14 protein-coding genes are annotated in these 17,326 nt (G+C 73.9%); 6 read left to right on the forward strand and 8 right to left on the reverse strand.

Annotation, left to right across the window (positions count from 1 at the left end):
- Window positions 1-66 precede the first annotated feature (66 nt).
- A complete protein-coding gene (gene recD2 / locus ABZ806_RS16055; protein WP_500218048.1) occupies window positions 67-2,298 on the forward strand; it encodes an SF1B family DNA helicase RecD2 in 2,232 nt (743 codons plus the stop codon).
- Between the two features lie 26 nt (window positions 2,299-2,324).
- Here the strand turns inward: recD2 and ABZ806_RS16060 are convergent, their stop codons facing one another.
- Both ABZ806_RS16060 and ABZ806_RS16065 read right to left on the reverse strand, forming a co-directional pair.
- Window positions 2,325-3,110, reverse strand: a complete 786-nt coding sequence (locus ABZ806_RS16060) for an MBL fold metallo-hydrolase (RefSeq protein ID WP_500218049.1) — start codon at window positions 3,108-3,110, stop codon at window positions 2,325-2,327.
- A gap of 9 nt (window positions 3,111-3,119) precedes the next feature.
- Entirely contained in the window at window positions 3,120-3,683 is a 564-nt protein-coding gene (locus tag ABZ806_RS16065; protein ID WP_500218050.1) for a TetR/AcrR family transcriptional regulator, read from the reverse strand.
- A gap of 200 nt (window positions 3,684-3,883) precedes the next feature.
- Between ABZ806_RS16065 and ABZ806_RS16070 the strand changes: the two genes are divergently transcribed.
- Window positions 3,884-4,948 carry a polysaccharide deacetylase family protein gene (locus tag ABZ806_RS16070; protein ID WP_500218051.1) on the forward strand — a complete coding sequence of 355 codons (1,065 nt, stop codon included), beginning with the start codon at window positions 3,884-3,886 and terminating at the stop codon, window positions 4,946-4,948.
- A gap of 64 nt (window positions 4,949-5,012) precedes the next feature.
- Here ABZ806_RS16070 and ABZ806_RS16075 read toward each other — a convergent pair whose 3' ends face one another.
- Window positions 5,013-6,035: a LacI family DNA-binding transcriptional regulator gene (locus ABZ806_RS16075; RefSeq protein WP_500218052.1), complete on the reverse strand. Its 1,023-nt coding sequence runs from the start codon at window positions 6,033-6,035 to the stop codon at window positions 5,013-5,015.
- A 61-nt stretch (window positions 6,036-6,096) separates the two neighbouring features.
- Complete coding sequence (locus ABZ806_RS16080; RefSeq protein ID WP_500218053.1) at window positions 6,097-6,612, reverse strand: TetR/AcrR family transcriptional regulator; 516 nt, start codon at window positions 6,610-6,612, stop codon at window positions 6,097-6,099.
- A 318-nt stretch (window positions 6,613-6,930) separates the two neighbouring features.
- Between ABZ806_RS16080 and ABZ806_RS16085 the strand changes: the two genes are divergently transcribed.
- Window positions 6,931-8,124 carry an MFS transporter gene (locus ABZ806_RS16085; protein ID WP_500218054.1) on the forward strand — a complete coding sequence of 398 codons (1,194 nt, stop codon included), beginning with the start codon at window positions 6,931-6,933 and terminating at the stop codon, window positions 8,122-8,124.
- Here the strand turns inward: ABZ806_RS16085 and ABZ806_RS16090 are convergent.
- Window positions 8,037-9,563: a peptide ABC transporter substrate-binding protein gene (locus ABZ806_RS16090; protein ID WP_500218055.1), complete on the reverse strand. Its 1,527-nt coding sequence runs from the start codon at window positions 9,561-9,563 to the stop codon at window positions 8,037-8,039. The genes ABZ806_RS16085 and ABZ806_RS16090 overlap by 88 nt on opposite strands.
- A 169-nt stretch (window positions 9,564-9,732) precedes the next feature.
- On the opposite strand from ABZ806_RS16090, the gene ABZ806_RS16095 reads away from it, so the two are divergent.
- The gene (locus tag ABZ806_RS16095; RefSeq protein ID WP_500218056.1) at window positions 9,733-11,169 is read left to right on the forward strand and encodes an LVIVD repeat-containing protein; all 1,437 of its coding nucleotides are present in this window, start codon (window positions 9,733-9,735) and stop codon (window positions 11,167-11,169) included.
- Between the two features lie 56 nt (window positions 11,170-11,225).
- On the opposite strand, the gene ABZ806_RS16100 is transcribed toward ABZ806_RS16095, so the two are convergent.
- The 3 genes from ABZ806_RS16100 to ABZ806_RS16110 are packed head-to-tail and all read right to left on the reverse strand — an operon-like array spanning window position 11,226 to window position 14,648.
- Window positions 11,226-12,590, reverse strand: a complete 1,365-nt coding sequence (locus tag ABZ806_RS16100; protein ID WP_500218057.1) for an FUSC family protein — start codon at window positions 12,588-12,590, stop codon at window positions 11,226-11,228.
- A gap of 60 nt (window positions 12,591-12,650) precedes the next feature.
- The gene (locus ABZ806_RS16105; RefSeq protein WP_500218058.1) at window positions 12,651-13,184 is read right to left on the reverse strand and encodes a CGNR zinc finger domain-containing protein; all 534 of its coding nucleotides are present in this window, start codon (window positions 13,182-13,184) and stop codon (window positions 12,651-12,653) included.
- A gap of 18 nt (window positions 13,185-13,202) precedes the next feature.
- Window positions 13,203-14,648, reverse strand: a complete 1,446-nt coding sequence (locus ABZ806_RS16110; protein WP_500218059.1) for a type I glutamate--ammonia ligase — start codon at window positions 14,646-14,648, stop codon at window positions 13,203-13,205.
- Window positions 14,649-14,761: 113 nt separating this feature from the next.
- On the opposite strand from ABZ806_RS16110, the gene ABZ806_RS16115 reads away from it, so the two are divergent.
- Both ABZ806_RS16115 and ABZ806_RS16120 read left to right on the forward strand, forming a co-directional pair.
- Window positions 14,762-15,886 (forward strand): amidohydrolase family protein, encoded by a 1,125-nt coding sequence (locus tag ABZ806_RS16115; RefSeq protein ID WP_500218060.1) that lies wholly within the window; start codon window positions 14,762-14,764, stop codon window positions 15,884-15,886.
- Window positions 15,887-15,911: 25 nt separating this feature from the next.
- Window positions 15,912-17,297, forward strand: coding sequence for an FAD-dependent oxidoreductase (locus ABZ806_RS16120; protein WP_500218061.1), 1,386 nt, complete (start codon window positions 15,912-15,914; stop codon window positions 17,295-17,297).
- Window positions 17,298-17,326: the final 29 nt, after the last annotated feature.

A 17,326-nucleotide genomic window follows, 5' to 3' on the forward strand; every position in this document is an offset into this window, starting at 1 on the left:
GGTTCGGGAGCGGAACACCGGCGTTACCTCCCAGTACGCGCATCCGGATCGTCCATCATGGTGATCGTGTCGACCTCCCCGAACCCCGACGCCACGCCGCGGCCGGCGCAGCTTGACGCGGTCTTGGAACGGATCACCTACGCCAACGAGGACACCGGCTACACGGTCGCGCGCGTCGCGACCGCCAAGAGCGGGCCCGACCTGCTCACCGTCGTCGGCGCGCTGCTCGGCGCGCAGGTGGGGGAGAGCCTGCGGCTGACCGGCCGGTGGCGCTCGCACCCCAAGTACGGCAGGCAGTTCGAGGTCGACGCGTACACGACCGTGCTGCCGGCGACGATCCAGGGCATCCGCCGCTACCTCGGCTCCGGGATGATCAAGGGGATCGGGCCGGTGATGGCCGACCGCATGGTCGGGCACTTCGGCACCGACATCCTCCGCGTCATCGAGGAGGAGCCCGGCCGGCTCGTCGAGGTCCGCGGGCTCGGCCCGAAGCGCAGCAAGCGGATCGGGGACGCGTGGGAGGAGCAGAAGGCCATCAAGGAGGTGATGGTCTTCCTGCAGGGCGTCGGCGTCTCCACCTCCCTCGCCGTCCGCATCTACAAGAAGTACGGCGACCAGTCGATCGACACCGTCCGCAAGCGGCCGTACCAGCTCGCGTCGGACGTGTGGGGCATCGGCTTCAAGACGGCCGACACGATCGCCCAGGCCGTCGGCATCCCGCACGACAGCCCCGAGCGGATCAAGGCGGGCCTCCAGTACACGCTGTCGGAGGGCGCCGACGACGGGCACTGCTTCCTGCCCGAGCCGAACCTCGTCACGGCGGCGGAGAAGATCCTCGGCGTGCCGCGGGAGCTGATCGTCCCGGCGCTGGACGAGCTGGCCGCCGACGAGGGCGTCGTCCGCGAGCCGATCCCGGGGGACGGGGAGGACGCCGCGACGATACCGGCGGTGTACCTCGTCCCGTTCCACCGGGCCGAACGCTCCCTCGCCCGCGGCCTCCTCGACCTCCTCGACGCGCCCACCGACCGGCTGAAGGCGTTCGCCGGCGTCGACTGGGACAAGGCCCTCCCGTGGCTGCGGCGGCGCACCGGCCAGGCCCTCGCCGCCGAGCAGGAGGAGGCCGTCAGGCTCGCGCTCACCGCCAAGGTCGCGGTGCTGACCGGCGGCCCCGGCTGCGGCAAGAGCTTCACCGTCCGGTCCGTGGTGGAGCTGGCCGCCGCGAAGAAGGCGAAGATCGTCCTGGTGGCGCCGACCGGGCGCGCCGCCAAGCGGCTCGCCGAGCTGACCGGGCACGAGGCCGCGACCGTCCACCGGCTCCTGCAGCTCCAGCCCGGCGGCGACCCCAAGTACGACCAGGACAACCCGCTCGACGCCGACCTGGTCGTGGTCGACGAGTCCTCCATGGTCGACCTGATCCTCGCGAACAAGCTGGTCAAGGCGATCCCGCGCGGCGCGCACCTGCTGCTCGTCGGGGACGTCGACCAGCTCCCGTCCGTCGGCGCGGGCGAGGTCCTCGCCGACCTGCTCGGCGCCGAGGTGATCCCGCGCGTCCGGCTCACGAAGATCTTCCGGCAGGCGCAGGAGTCCGGAATCGTCGTCAACGCGCACCGTGTCAACGCCGGCGACCACCCCCACACGCGCGGCTACAACGACTTCTTCCTGTTCCCGTGCGAGGAGCAGGACGAGGCCGCCGAGCTGACCGTCGACGTCGTCGCCAACCGGATCCCGCGCAAGTTCGGCCTCGACCCGCGCCGCGACGTCCAGGTCCTCGCGCCCATGCACCGGGGCACCGCCGGGGCGGGCTCGCTGAACAACCTCCTGCAGGAGGCGCTGACCCCGCACGACGACTCCCGGCCCGAACGCCGCTACGGCGGCCGCGTCTTCCGCGTCGGCGACAAGGTCACCCAGCTCCGCAACAACTACGACAAGGGAGAGGCGGGCGTCTTCAACGGCACGGTCGGCGTCGTCGCGAAGGTCGACGTCGAAGAGCAGTCGCTCACCGTCCTGACCGACGAGGACGAGAGCATCGACTACGGCTTCGACGAGCTGGACGAACTCGCCCACGCCTACGCGATCACGATCCACCGGTCGCAGGGCAGCGAGTACCCGGCCGTCGTCGTCCCGCTGACCACCGGCGCGTGGATGATGCTGCGCCGCAACCTCCTCTACACGGGCATCACCCGCGCGAAGAGGCTGGTCGTGCTGGTCGGCTCGCGCCGTGCCCTCGCCGCCGCCGTCCGCACCGCCGGCGCGGGCCGCCGCCACACCGCCCTCGCCCACCGCCTGTCCCAGCGGTAGGGGCTGTCCCGGCGGCAGGGCCCGTCTCAGCGGTAGCGGGCGAGCTCCCACGGGTCGTGCGCGCAGAACACCTCGACGTCGCCGCCGCGGGCCAGCTCCCGCAGCCGCGCCACGTTGTCGAGCCGCAGCTCCCGGTCGACCTCGCCGCCCGCCTGGACGAGCTCCATCAGCGGATGCGTGACGGGCTCGGGGCGGTCGACCTCGCCGTGGTACATGTACGCGTCCCCGGCGTGCAGCAGCCACCGGTCGCCGTCGCGCACCGCGACGCCCGCGTGTCCCGGCGTGTGCCCGCCGAGCGGGACGAGCAGGATCTCCTCCGCCACGCCGTCCAGCGCGCGGACGCCGTCGAACCCGTGCCAGGTCTCGCCCTCGCCGTCCTCGTAGGCGACCCATTTCGGGCCGTGGGCGAGTTGGGCCGGGGTCTTGCCGCCGTCCGCGCGCTCGGCCTCGAAGACGTGCACCGCAGCGTCCGGGAAGTCGCTCAGCCCGCCGGCGTGGTCGCGGTGCAGGTGCGTCGGGACGATGTGTCGGACGTCGGCGGGGGAGTACCCGAGCGCCGCGACCTGCCGGACGGCCGTCGCCGCCGGGTCCAGCGTCGGCCCGGTCATCTCCACCCAGTCGTCGAGCAGCCGCTCGGACGGGTGCTCGATGTCGCCGAGGCCGATCCCGGCGTCCGCGAGGACGAGGCCGGACGAGTCCGTCTCGACCAGCAGGACGTGACCGGCGGCACGCGCGGGCCGCAGCGGGCTCCCGGGCCCGTCGGCGGGCTCGATCTCCCGCATGGGGGCGCAGTCGAGGTGGTGGACGCGCATGGGAACTCCTCAGAGAAGGTCGGCGAGCTGCCGGGTGACCTGGTGGATGACGGACACGTCCCGCTGCACGCGGGCGAGCATGATGGCGCCCTGCAGCGACGACAGGACCAGCGCGGCCAGCGGCCCGGCCCGGTCCTCGGGCACGCCCCAGCCGCGCAGCGCGGCGCGGAGGCCCCGCAGCCACTCGTCGTAGGCGGTGCCGCAGGCGGCCTGGATCGTGTCGTTGTCCGCGGCCGTCTCCAGCGCGACGGTCGCGATGGGGCAGCCCTTGGTGAAGCCGGACTCGCGCAGGCTGCGCGCGAAGTGGTCGCCGATGGCCGCGAGCCCGGCCGGTCCGTCCGGCGCGGCGAGGACGGCCTCGGTGAGCGCCGCGCCGACCGTCCGGCCGGACAGGGCCACCGACTCCGACGCGAGCTGCTCCTTGCCCTCGGGGAAGTGGAAGTACAGCGAACCCTTCGGCGCCCCGCTCTCGGCGAGGACCTGGTTCACCCCGGTCCCGTGGTAGCCCTGCCGCTGGAACAGCTCCGCGGCCGTCCGCAGGATCCGCTCTCTCGTCTCTCCGCGCGGTGCCATGCCCACAGACTAGACAGACCGGTCTACTAATTCCAACCACGTGTCGGTGACAGCGAAACGTTTCGAGGAGAAAGCGTCTACTCATAGACACTGCTCACGAAGATATCGCGATTTGGCTTACGAAAGTTTCTCAGAAAATATTGACACCTTTCGAAGGCGTTTCCACAATGAGGTTCCCCCGCCCCCCTGGAGGAACACGGATGATCCAGCTCGCTCCCCTGCCCGGCGGGTTCCGGAGGAGGTCCTCCGGTGCCCGCGGCACGCTGATCCTCGCCGCCGTCCTGCCGCTCGCGGCCGCCTTCCTGGTGGGCCTGTCCGCCACGGCCGGTCTCGCGGCCCAGCGCGGCGGCGCCGCCGTCCCGCTCGCCGCCGACGACTGCAGCGCGGGCTACGTCGGCCTCACCTACGACGACGGCCCCACGTCCGGCTTCACGTCCACGCTGCTGTCGACCCTGCAGCAGAACGGCGTCCGAGCCACGCTGTTCAACATCGGGCAGAACGCGCAGAACAACCCGGCGCTGGTCAACGCGGAGAAGAACGCCGGCATGTGGATCGGCAACCACAGCTGGACCCACCCGCACCTGACCCAGATGTCGCAGTCGCAGATGCTCTCCGAGCTGCAGCGGACGCAGCAGGCGATCCAGCAGACGACCGGCACCGCGCCCAAGCTGTTCCGGCCCCCGTACGGGGAGACCAACGCCACGCTGCGGGCGGTGGAGCAGCAGCTCGGCCTGACCGAGGTCATCTGGGACGTCGACTCGCAGGACTGGAACGGCGCGTCCACCGCCCAGATCGTGCAGCGGGCGGGCCAGCTCCAGAACGGCCAGGTCATCCTGATGCACGACGGCTACGCCACGACGATCCAGGCCATCCCGCAGATCGTCGCGAACCTCAGGAGCCGCAACCTGTGCCCCGGCATGATCTCGCCGTCCACCGGCCGGGCCGTGGCGCCGGACGGCAGTGGTGGCGGGGGCACGACGCCTCCCGGCGGCGGCGGCTCCTGTACCGCGCAGATCTCCCCCGGCCAGCAGTGGAGCGACCGGTTCAACCTGTCCGTCGCCATCTCCGGGACGAGCACCTGGATCGCCACCGTGACCGTGCACAGCCCGCAGAAGATCATCGCGACCTGGAACGGCTCGCCGACGTGGGACGCGAGCGGCAACGTGATGACGATGCGGCCGAACGGCAGCGGCAACACGTTCGGTTTCACCATCCAGCACAACGGCAACTGGACCTGGCCGGACGTCTCCTGCGCAGCAGGCTGACCCGACCGGCCCCGCAGCGCCTCCCCGCGGCCCGGCCCCGGCCGCGGGGCGGCGCTGCCCCGTATCAGCCCTGGTCGGGCGGCGGGGCGGTGCTCTTGCGGACGACCAGGCTCGTGGACAGCTCCAGCCGCGTCGCGACCGGCTCCCCGTTGCGGATCCCGAGGATGATCTGGGCGGCGGACTCCGCCATCTGGCGCAGCGGCTGGTGGACGGTCGTGAGCGCCGGGCTGGCCCACGGCGCCACCGCCACGTCGTCGTACCCGACGACCGACAGGTCCTCCGGGACGCGCAGCCCGTGGACCCGCGCCGCCTCCAGCACCCCGAGCGCCTGCAGGTCGCTCCCCGCGAAGATCGCGGTCGGCCGGTCGGGCCGCCCGAGCAGCTCCACCGCCCGCTCGAAGCCGCCCTCCACGTGGAAGTCGCCGTAGGATACATACGACGGCTCGACGTCCAGCCCGGCCATGCTCATCGCGGAGCGGAACCCGTCCAGGCGCGCGACCGAGCACAGCATGTCCGCCGGCCCGGTGATGATCGCGATGCGGCGGTGCCCCTGGTCGATCAGGTGCCGGGTCGCGGCGAGACCGCCGGACCAGTTGGCCGAGCCGACCGACGGGACGTCCGGCTCCGGGTCGCCGGCCGGGTCGATGATCACGAACGGGATCGACCGGGACCGCAGCCGCTTCTTGTACTCCGGGGGCAGGCTGGAGAACGTCAGCACGACGCCGAGCGGGCGGCGGCGGAGCACCCCGCTGATCCACTCGGGGCCGGGGGAGTGCCGGGTGCCGCTCTCGGTCAGCACCAGGCTCGCGCCGTTGGCCTTGGCGACGCTCTCCACGCCCCGGATCAGCTCCATGGTCCAGAGGCTCTCGATCTCGTGGAGGACGATCTCGATGAGCGGCGCGTCGGGGCCCGACCGGGACCCGCGCCGGTAGCCGTGGTGCTCCAGCAGGCGCTCCACCCGGAGCCGCGTCTTGCGGGCGACGTCCTCGCGTCCGTTGAGGACTTTCGAAACCGTCGAAATGGAGACGCCGGCCTGATCCGCCACTTGAGCCAGGGTCACCCGGGCTGTTTCGTCCTCCTGCTGCATGCTCGAAGCATAAGGATCTCGGCGGCGACTTCGAAAGTTGGTATCCGCGCGGAGACGCAGATCACTCCCGCGCGTACCGCTCGATGGCGGTGAGGAGGAGGTCCTCGGCGAGAGCGTAGACCTTGTCGACCTCCTGTGCGTCACCGGTGAAGCGCCCGTTCGCCTCGGACGCGGCGAGCCCCATGCCGATCGTGTCCAGCAGCCGCTGCAGCGGCAAGACGACGTCCTCCGGCACGCCCGCGCTGCGCAGCAGCGCCTGCACGGTGTCGCGCGCCCGCCGGGCCTCCTCGGTCACGGTCGGGCGCGTGAACAGCAGCAGGAACACCTGCGGGTGGCGGCGCGCCACCTCCCGGATGCCGGTGCCGATCGCGCGGAGGCGGTCCTGCCAGGGCAGGCCGGGGTCGTCGTCGGGCAGTTCGCGGATCAGGCGCTCGACCAAGGCGTCCAGCAGCCCCTGCTTGTCGCCGACGTACCGGTAGAGGGCCATCGGCGTGACGCCCAGCCGGTCGGCGACCCCGCGCATGCTGACCGCGTCCAGTCCGCGCTCCTCGGCGAATTCGAGGGTGGCGTCGAGCACCTCCTCGCGCGTCAGGCCGCGGGTGCCGTGCCTATTGCAGCGCCCTTGGCATCGGGCCCTGGGGGCCCTCCTTTGGCGGGCGCTGCGGCGATCGCTGGCATCGCTCCGGCTCGCCTAGCGGCTCGCTGCGCGATCAGGTTCTCGCAGGCTCGAACCTGGCTTCGCACGCGATCGCACGCATGGAGGTTGACCCGTGGTTGCGGCGACGGCTGAGCTGGTCGCATGGGCGTGACAGGCTCGTTCGCGTTTGCTCGCCCCTGGAGAGCGGCCTCCCCGGGCAACAGCATGGTATTCGCCGGGCTTACCGCGTGACGGCTGGTGCGCTGGCCGCCGGGTTGGGGAGTCGCCGCATTCTGCTCGGGCCCTCTGAGCTCGCCTCGGTGCCGCTCGCCTGCGGGCTCGCGCTCGGCCGCCGTCCTGGACGTGTTCCGCGCCGTGCAGGGGTGCGGCGCGGCCGTCCTGTACGGGACGGCGTCACCGCTGCTCGCGGCGGCCTATCCGGCGGGACGCGCCCGCAACCGGGCGCTCGGCGTGTACGCCGCCGCGTCCGGCGCCGCCATCGCGACCGGCCCGCTGGTCGGCGGCGCGCTGACCGGGCTGTTCGGCTGGCGCGCGATCTTCTTCCTGAACGTGCCGATCGGCGTCGCCGCGCTCGCCGTCGCCGCGGCGACGGTGCCCGAGTCGCGGGACGCGCGGCCCCGCCCGCTCGATCCGGCGGCGGCCGGGCTGCTGTCGGCCGGGCTCGGCGGGCTGCTGTGGGCGCTGATCGAGGTTCCGCGGCTGGGCTGGACGGCGCCGGGCGCCCTGCTCCCGGCCGCCGCGGGCGCGGTGTCGCTCGCCGTCCTCGTCCGGCACCGGGTCCCCGAGCCGATGATCGACCTGGCGCTGCTGCGGGACCGCCTGTACGCCGCGAACGCCTCCGCCGCGCTCTTCGCGCACGCGGCGGGCGCCGGGTCCCTCGCCTACTTCTCGCTCTACGTCCAGGGCCCGATGGGCACGCCGCCCGCGGTGGCCGGTCTGTGGTTCCTCACCTACAGCGCTCCGGCGCTGGCCGCGCCGCTGATCCTCGCGCGGGTCGCGCACCGCTTCCCGCCGGCCGCGCTCGTGGCCGCCGGGCCGCTGCTGACCGTACTGTCCACGCTGCTGCTCGCCGCCACCTACCGGACGGGGTCGTGGCCCGCGATGGTGCCGGGCTTCGCGGTCGGCGGCCTCGGAGCGATCGGCAACCTGGTCTCCAGCCAGGTCGCCCTGGAGTCGGCCCCGCCCGAGCGCGCCGGCGTCGCCGCCGGGATCACGAACACGGCCAAGCAACTGGGGATCGCGGTGGGCGTCGCGGTGCTGGGCGTCCCCTACAGCCTGGACGGGGCGGGCGCGATGCTCCTGACCGCCGCGGCTCTGGCGCTCCTCGGCGCCGTCCCGGCCCTCTACTTCTTGACGGTCAGGCGGTCGAGGCGGAGGCCGGCGAAGGCCCCGGCGGTGACGCCGCGCACCCGCTCCGACCAGACCAGGTGATCGTGGGCGGACCACAGCGGCATCGCGGGCATGTCGCGCAGCATCGCGCTCTCGGCGAGGCGCGCGGGGATCACACCGTCGTCGGGGTCGGCGGCGCGCTCGGCCTCGGCGACGAGGCCGGTGGTGTAGTCGTCGAACCCGGTTCCGGCCTCCAGCAGCGGGGTGAGCGCGGCGACGGGTGCCGGGTAGGCGGCCGTGGTGTGGACGGCGAACGGGCCGTCCACCTCGCCATTGTCCAGAGCCTTGCCCAGGTCGGCGACGGGATGGGGACGTGCGTCGAGTTTCAGTTCCTTGCGGAGCTGATCGGCGACCGCCTTCACCCACGCATCGTCACCGCGGTTCGCCTCGTACCAGACGTTCAGCGGCCCGGTCAGCCCGCCCGCGTCGGCCAGCGCGGCGACGGCGGCCTTCGAGTCGTGTACGCACAGCCGGCACTGCCCTTCCCGGTGGCCCGGGCGGATGCCGGGCGCGACGAGTGCGTCGGCGGGGGAGTACTGGTACCCGAGCGCCCCCTCGGTCACCGCCGACCGGTCGATCGCCATCGACAGCGCCGACCGGATCGTCGGGGACGCCAGCTGCTCCGCCCGGGCTGGGAACGCCAGGTACGTCACGTCACGTCCGGGTACGGCGAGGTGCCGGTCGCCGAAGTCGGCCTCCATCGACTCGTGCCGGTCCGGCGGCACCCGGGTGGCGACGTCCAGGTCACCGGCCGAGGCGGCGTTGTACTGCGCCTTCGCGTCCGGTATCGCCTTGACGACCACGGAACGCCCCTCACCCGACCGGCGCCGCAGGACGATCTCCCGCGCGCTCCGCGACGCCACCAGGAACGGCCCGTTGCCCACCGGCCTCCGCCCGTAGGCCGCCCAGCCCCGCGACGCCAGGACGCTCTCGGGCAGCGGGAAGAACGCCGGGTCGCCGAGCAGGGCCGGGAACCCGCTCAGCGGCCGGTCGAGCGTCACCTCGAACGTCAGGTCGTCCTTGACCTTGAGGCCGGACACCTCCTCCGCACCCCGCTGCGCGCCCTTGACGTGGGCGACCTCGGTGAACAGCCGCGTCCCGGCCCAGCCCTCGCGCAGCACGGCCGTCCAGGCACCGGTGAACGAGCGGGCCGTGACCGGCGAACCGTCCTGGAACGTCCCGCCCGGACGCAACCGGACCGTCCACACCCGCCGATCGGGGCTCGACACCGACGCGGCGGCGGCGTTCGACGGGACCCCGGTCGCCGGGTCGTAGGCGACGAGCCCCGTCCACACCGCGTTCGCGATCATCCGCCCGGCCGGATCCCGGACGTCCCCGGGCAGCAGCGTCGCCGGCGCCGCGGCGCCGACCGAGATCCGCGGATCGGCCGGCTCGCTCCACGCCCGCAGGGCCGCGACCGGCGCGAGCAGGACCACCACGGCCCCGGTGATCAGGGCGGCGGTGCGGGTGGAGCTCTTCATGCCTCTCCCGGGAGCAGGGGGCGGCCGACGCCGGTGAGCGTAGATCAGGACGACAGGTCCCACCAGCCCTTACGGTGCTGAATCCATTTCGTGACCAAGCCGCCTGTTGATCAAGCCTGTGGGCGCGGTCACACTGGCGCTTGCGAAGATCTTCTTCCATGGAGGCGCGATGCTCCCTCGCACATCCATCCCCGCCGGGCGCCTGGTCCAGGGCGGCGTGGCGGCCGCGGCGTCGGTCGCGCTGCTGGCCGGCTCCGCCTGGGCCTGCCCGCCCGAACCCGAGAACACCCAGCCGAAGCAGGCCGCGGCGTCCGCGGCCGAGGGCACCGGCGGCCACGCCGGGCACTACCACCGGGCGGACGCGGCGTCCGCGAAGTCCGAGGCGGTCAAGGGCGTGCGGCGCGTCGGCGGCGTGCCCGATGCCAAGGGCGCCATCTCGCTGATGTTCCTGGACTACGGGCACGGCCGGCACAAGCGGACGATCATGTACGCGACCGGCGACTTCGGGCTGAAGGCCTACGACATCACCGCCGACCCCAAGGTCCCCAAGCTGGTCGGGCAGCTGAACATGCCCGGCATGTGGGAGACCGAGGACACCGACTTCGATCCCAAGCGCAAGATCATCTACCTGTCCCGGGACCCGCGCGCGTTCGGCGGCAACACCCGCACCGGCGAGTCCGGCATCTACGTCGTGGACGCGTCCAAGCCGGAGAGCCTGCGCCAGATCACCTACGTGAAGGTCCCGGCCGGGCACACCACGACCTGCGTCAACGACTGCAGGTACCTGTGGACGGGCGGACCCGCCAAGGCCGACTGGATGCCCGAGGACTGGGGCGGGCGGCCGGTCTGGGTGACCGACGTCCGCAACCCGGCCAAGCCGAAGGTCCACAAGGACCCGATCGACACCGGGCGCAACGACGGCAAGACCGACTACACCCACGACATCCAGGTCGACTCGAACGGGGTCGCGTGGGCGTCCGGGCGCGGCGGCGTCCGCGGGTACTACACGACCGGCCGCCACTACGACCCGGTGGAGAAGAAGTGGCGCAGGGCCACGGCGGTCGATCCCGTCCCGTACGCGGGCGGCGGCCTGGACGAGGCCACCACCAACTCCACCTTCATGCACAACAGCTACCGGGCGGTCGGGCGGACGAGGAACCAAGCCGCCGACCCGCGCAGGTGGGGCAACGGCGAACTCCTGTACGTCACCGAGGAGACGTTCAACGACGGCTGCGCCAACGACGGGCTGCTCGTCATCGCGTCGCTGAAGGGCTCCTACAAGGGCGAGGGCTGGCGCTCCACACCGGAGAACAAGTTCCGCCTGCACACGGTCGGGACGTGGGGCGTCGCCGGTAAGGAGGGCAGCGACCCCACCAGCACCGACTGCTCCGCCCACTACTTCGACGTCCGCGACGGAGTGATCGTCCAGTCGTTCTACTCCCAGGGAACCCGGTTCCTGGACGTTCGGGATCCCACGAACCCCAGGCAGGTCGCCTACTACCGGCCGGCGGACGCCGCGTCCTGGCAGCCCTACTGGCACGGGAAGTACGTCTACGTGGCCGACAACACGCGCGGCGTCGACGTCCTGGAGCCGACCTTCCGCTGACCACCACGCGCGCAGAGGCCCGTCCCCCTCCCCCCGGGGGCGGGCCTCTGCCCCTGTCACGGGTGATCGTCGGGGTCGCGGGGGTGGCCGGGGTCGCGCGGACGGCGGCGGTCGCGGGGGTCGCGCGGGGGGCGGGCGGTGCGCTCGGCCGCCTGGGCGGCGGAACCGGCGGCCCGGCGGAGCTGCTGCCCGGCCTGCTGGACGACCTGGACCGGCCGCGCGGGCAGGTGCCGGGTCGCGCCGCGGTGCCGCCGCCAGTGCTCGCGGGCGCGGGCCCGGTGCTCGACCCGCAGGTTCTCGATGAGCCGGTCGATGTCCATGGACACCTCGCCGTACAGCGGCCACAGGTCCCCGGCCGCGGCCCGCCCGTGCAGGTCGCGGCGCAGCCGGGCGCGGCGCTCGCGGGCCACGTCCACCCGCACCTCCAGATCGTTCTCGGCGAGGAACGGGCGGGCGTCGCGGGCCAGGTCGGAGCGGGCGAGCCGGCCGTAGGCGGCGATGCTCGCGGCGATCCCCGAGAGCGCGTCGGCGAGCCGGGCGCGCAGCGTCGGGTCGGTGAGCAGCCGGCCCCGCTCGCCGAACCCCTCGTCGTCGGCGAGGGACCGGGTCAGGCCCCGCAGCGACAGCATGGAGTGCTCCATCGTCTCCATCGCGTTGCGGAGCGCGACGCCGGCGTCGACGAGGCGCCGCGCCCGCGGGTTCAGCTTGACGCTCTCCTCGGCGGCGCCGAGGTCCTGGTCGGTGCGGCTCAGTTCGCGGGCGAGCCGCTCCGCCTCCTCCTGCCAGCGGGCCGCCTCGCCCTGCGTGCGGTCGCCGCGCAGGCCCTCCGCGATGCCCTCGATCAGCGCCCGCAGCCTCTCGGCGACGTCCTGGACGGCGTCCTCCGCCGGCCGCACCCGCACCGACGGGACCAGCAGCGTCGCCGCCAGGCCGGTGCCCGCGCCGATCAGCGTCTCCAGCACCCGCTCGGCCGCGCCCGCCCCGCTGGAGGTGCCCAGCGCGAAGATCAGCATCGCGGAGATCGGCGCCTCCAGCACGTGCTCGCCGAGCCGCAGCACGTGCCCGATGACGAGCGCGGCGCAGATCGTGATGCCGAGCGCCCACCAGGAGAACCCGATGGTGGACGCCGCCATCACCGCGACCAGCACGCCCGAGGTGACCGAGAGGACCCGCAGGATGCTCGCCCTGATCGTCCCGACGACGGAGAACTGCACGACCAGCAGCGCGGTCAGCGGCGACAGCAGCGGCTCCGGCGTGTCCGGCGGCAGCACCGTGTCGGCCAGCACGAACGCCAGCACGGCGGTGAGCGTCAGCCGGGCGATGCGGTAGGCCGTGGACTGCACCTCCGTCGCCACCTGCAGCGGCGAGCGTCCGGCGCGGCCGCCCCGGCCGGCCCCGGGGCGAAAGAACGGGCGTGGCATGCCGGGAGTCCTTCCCCGGCACCGGCAATATTGCGGCAAAGCCCGTGAATGCGGGGCAGATCACGTCCGGTGGCGGGCGCGGAACGCGGCGACGTTCGTCCGGTTCGCGCACGCCTCCGAGCAGAACCGGCGCCGCCCCGCCCGGGACGTGTCGGCGTACACCCGGTCGCAGCCGTCGGCCGCGCAGACGCCGGTCCGGCCGAGCCCGTGCTCGACGACCAGCTCGGCGAGGTGCATCAGCGTGGTCGCGCGGAACCGGTCCGGGAGCCGGGACGACGGCGGCGCGTAGTGCATGTGCAGGCCGTGCGGCTCGTGGTCGGACAGGTGCGGGTGCAGGGGGATCTCCAGCATCAGCCGGTTCAGCAGCGCCGTCGCGTCCTGGAGCCGGCCGGCCTCGAAGAACGGCCGCAGGACGCGGCCCCAGCGCCGCAGGTCCGCGGCGTCGGCGTCCTCGAACTCGCGCCAGAAGAAGTCGTTCTCGCGCAGGATGCGGCGCAGCGCGCCGGGCGAGTCGTCCCCGCCGGCGCTGGTCGCGGCGTTGACCAGCGCCACCGCCGCCGACACCCCGTGGCTCCGGTAGCCCGTGACCCGCATCGCCCGTTCCCCCGGTCCTCAGTGGCGCCAGCGGGTGGCGGCCGCGACCTGCTCCGGTGTCGCGCCGTCCAGCAGGTCGATCTCCCCGCGCCGCACGGTGGCGACGGTGTCGGCGACCGCCTCGCCGAGCGCGTCCCGCAGGACGGTGTCGGCCTCGAACGCCGCGACCGACTCCGCCAGCGACGCCGGGAGCGGCGCGACGCCCCGGGCCGCGCGCTCGGCCTCGGACAGGCTCGCCGGGTCGACGTCGACCGGCTCGGGCAGCCGCAGGTCGGCGCCGAGCCCGTCCCGCCCGGCCGCGAGGAGCGCCGCCAGCAGCAGGTACGGGTTGGCGGCGCCGTCCAGGCACTTGACCTCCAGGTTCGCCGCCGTCGCCCGCTCGCCCTCGGCGCCGGTGACGAACCGCAGCGCCGCCTCCCGGTTCTCCAGCCCCCAGCACGCGTACGCGCCCGCCCAGTGCGAGGCGACCAGCCGGAGGTAGCTCGCCACCGCCGGCGCGCCGACCGCCAGCAGCGCGGGCAGATGGTGCAGGATCCCGGCGGCGAACGACTCCCCGGCCGCCGTCATCCCGTACGGGCCCGAGCCGCCCGCCATCGCGTTCGCCGCGCCGTCCGCCGCGCTCTCCCGCCACAGGCTGAGGTGGACGTGGGCGCCGTTGCCGACCGCGCCGGCCTCGACCTTGGGGGAGAAGGACGCGGCCATGCCGTGCTCGATCGTGACCGCCCGGACCGTCTCCCGGACGACGACGGCGGTGTCGGCCGCGCCGAGCGGGTCCTCGGCCGCCACCGACACCTCGTACTGCCCGGCCGCGTACTCGGGGTGGAGCTGGACGACCGTGACGCCGGTCTCCTTCAGCGCCTTCAGGACGTCCCGCAGGTATCCGGCCAGCTCGGTGACCCGCGTCATCCCGTAGGCGGGGCCCGTGGAGGCGGGGCTGAAGCCGTCCTCACCGCCCTTCGACACCGCCCATTCGATCTCGAACGCCCCCCGCACCGACCAGCCCAGCGCGGAGAGCCGGTCGGTCTCGCGGCGCAGCAGGGCCCGCGCGTCCAGCGGGTGCGGGGCGCCGTCCTGCGCGTAGCGGAGCGCGGGCGCGTGCGCCCAGCCGGGCAGCGCCGCCATCGGCACGAGCCGCTCCAGGACGGGATGGAGCCGCAGATCGCCGATCGGGCCGCCGATGTACCGCCCCGACACGATCGAATCGTCCAGCAGGAACACGTCGAACACCGGGGACATCCCGACGCCCCACGCGGCGGCGTGCTCCAGCCGCTCCACCGGGACCGTCTTGGTGCGGGTGATGCCGCTGACGTCCACCCAGGTCAGCGCGACCGCCACGATGCCCAGCCCGGCCAGCCGCCGGGCCGTCTCGGCGCCCCGCCCGCCGAGCCGGGCCCGTTCGCGCCCGTCCAGCGCGTACGCGTCGAGGCCGGGCCCGCTGAGCACGTTGCGAGGGGTCTGTTCCACGGTGCTGGCTCCCGGTCGGAGTGGCGGCGGCGGACGCGGGCACGGCCCGTACAGGCATCGTAGGGAGAACACCGGCCTGTTGCGGGGAGGCCGAGCCCAGGAAGGCGGGCGCCGTGCTGGAGTACCTGGAGTCGCTGCCGCTCGTCGATCACCACTGCCACGGCGTCCTCGGCCGCGATCTCGACCGGACGGCGTTCGAGGAGTCGCTCACCGAGGCGGCGACGACCGGCCCGCCGGGCGTGAGCATGTTCGACACGCAGGTGGGGTTCGCGCTGCGGCGCTGGTGCCCGCCCGTCCTGGATCTGGACGCGCACGCGGAGCCGGACGCCTACCTGGCGCGCCGCGCCGAGCTGGGCGCGCCCGAGGTCAACCGGCGCTTCCTCGCGGCGGCGGGGCTGGAGGCCCTGTACGTCGACACCGGCCACACCCCGGAGGCGCTGCTCGGCCCGGCCGAGCTGGGGCGGCTCGCCGGTGCCGGCGCCCGCGAGATCGTCCGGCTGGAGACCGTCGCGGAGGAGGTCGCGGCCGGCGGCGTCGCGGCCGCGGCGTTCGCGGACGAGGTGCGCTCCCGGCTCGACGCCCGCAGGGCCGCGGGCGGCGTCGCCGGCGCCAAGTCGATCGCCGCGTACCGGGCCGGGCTGGAGCTGTCCGGGCCGCGGCCGACCGACGCGGAGGTGGGCGGGGCGGCCGGGCGGCTGATGCTCGCGGCCGAGGCGGGCGGGACCGGGCCGCGGGTCCGCGACGAGATCCTGCACCGGTTCCTGGTCTGGTGCGCGGTCGACGCGGGGCTGCCCGTCCAGTTCCACGTCGGGTACGGGGACGTGGACGCCGACCTGCGCCGCGGCGACCCGCTGCTGCTGGCCGAACTGCTGCGCGCGATGGACCCGGCCCCGGCGCTGCTGCTGCACAACTACCCGTTCCACCGGCACGCCGGCTACCTCGCGCAGGTGCTCCCGAACGTCTACGCCGACGTGGGGCTCGCGACCCACAACCTCGGGCACCGGGCGCCCGCGCTGATCGCCGAGCTGCTGGAGCTGGCGCCGTTCGGGAAGGTGCTCCACTCCTCGGACGCGTTCGGGCTCGCCGAGCTGTACTACCTGGGCGCCCTGCTGTTCCGGCGCGGGCTCGCCGGGTTCCTCGCCGGCGGGGTGGCGGACGGCGCCTGGACGCCCCGGGACGCCGAGCGCGTCGCCGGCATGATCGCGTCCGGCAACGCCCGCCGCGTCTATGGTCGGTGAGGAGACGATTTTGGGAGGAACCGGAATGGCCGCACGCGAACGCCTGCTCGTCATCGGAGCCGACGCCGCCGGGATGAGCGCCGCGTCCCAGGCCCGCAGGCGGCGCGGCCCGGACGAGCTGGAGATCGTCGCCGTCGAGCGCGGGCACTACGCGTCCTACTCGGCGTGCGGCATCCCGTACTTCGTCGGCGGCGTCGTCGACGAGCTGGACAAGCTCATCGCCCGCACCCCCGCCGAGTTCGCCGAGCGCGGCATCGAGCTGCGGCTGCGCACCGAGGCCGTGGAGATCGACACCGGCCGCGGCCGGGTGCGGGTCCGGGACGCCGCCGGCGGCGAGCGCTGGGAACCCTACGACGACCTCATGATCGCGACCGGCGCCGTCCCCGCCCGGCCGCGGCTGCCGGGGGCCGACGCCGCGGGCATCCACGGCGTGCAGGTCCTGGACGACGGGGTGGCGATCGTCCGCGCGCTAGAGGACCGGTCGCCGCGCCGCGCCGTCGTCGTCGGCGGCGGCTACATCGGGTTGGAGATGGCCGAGGCGATGGTGATGCGCGGCCTGGAGGTGTCCCTGGTGGACGCCTCCGACCAGCCGATGCGGACCCTCGACCCGGACATGGGCGCGATCGTCGCGGACGCGATGCGCGACCTCGGCGTGCACCTGTACCTGGGGGAGCCGGTGGAGGGCTTCGACACCGGGCCGGACGGGCACGTCACCGCCGTCCGCACCGGGTCCCGGACGCTGCCGGCGGACCTGGTCGTCCTCGGCCTCGGCGTGAAGCCCGCCTCGCGGCTGGCCCGGGAGGCGGGGGTCGAGACCGGCCCGACCGGCGGCATCGTCACCGACCGGCGGATGCGGACCCGGTCGGAGCGGGTGTGGGCGGCCGGCGACTGCGTCGAGAACCGCCACCTCGTGTCGGGCGGCCCGGTCGCGATCGCGCTCGGCACGCACGCCAACAAGCAGGGCCGGGTCGCCGGCATCAACCTCGGCGGCGGCTACGCCACCTTCCCCGGCGTCCTCGGCACCGCGGTGTCGAAGATCTGCCACGTCGAGGTCGCGCGGACCGGGCTGAGCGAGCGGGAGGCCGCGGCGGCCGGGTTCGCGGCGCTGAGCGTGGTCGTCGAGTCGACCACCCGCGCCGGCTACCACCCGGGCGCCACCGTGATGCGGACGAAGCTGATCGCCGAGCGCCGGTCGGGGCGGCTGCTCGGCGGCCAGATCGTCGGCGAGGAGAACGCCGCCAAGCGGATCGACGGACTCGCCATCGCGCTGTGGAACCGGATGACGGTCGAGGAGATGACCGGACTCGACCTCGGCTACGCGCCCCCGTTCGCGCCCGTCTGGGATCCGGTGCTGATCGCCGCCCGCAAGGCCGCCGAGGCCGTCGAGGCGGACATGCGCGAGCATTCCTGATCGCTTTGTCGGTGATCTCCCATAACGTG

This window comes from Spirillospora sp. NPDC047418 (genome assembly GCF_040643275.1).
In the GTDB taxonomy this organism is placed as follows: Bacteria; Actinomycetota; Actinomycetes; order Streptosporangiales; family Streptosporangiaceae; genus Spirillospora.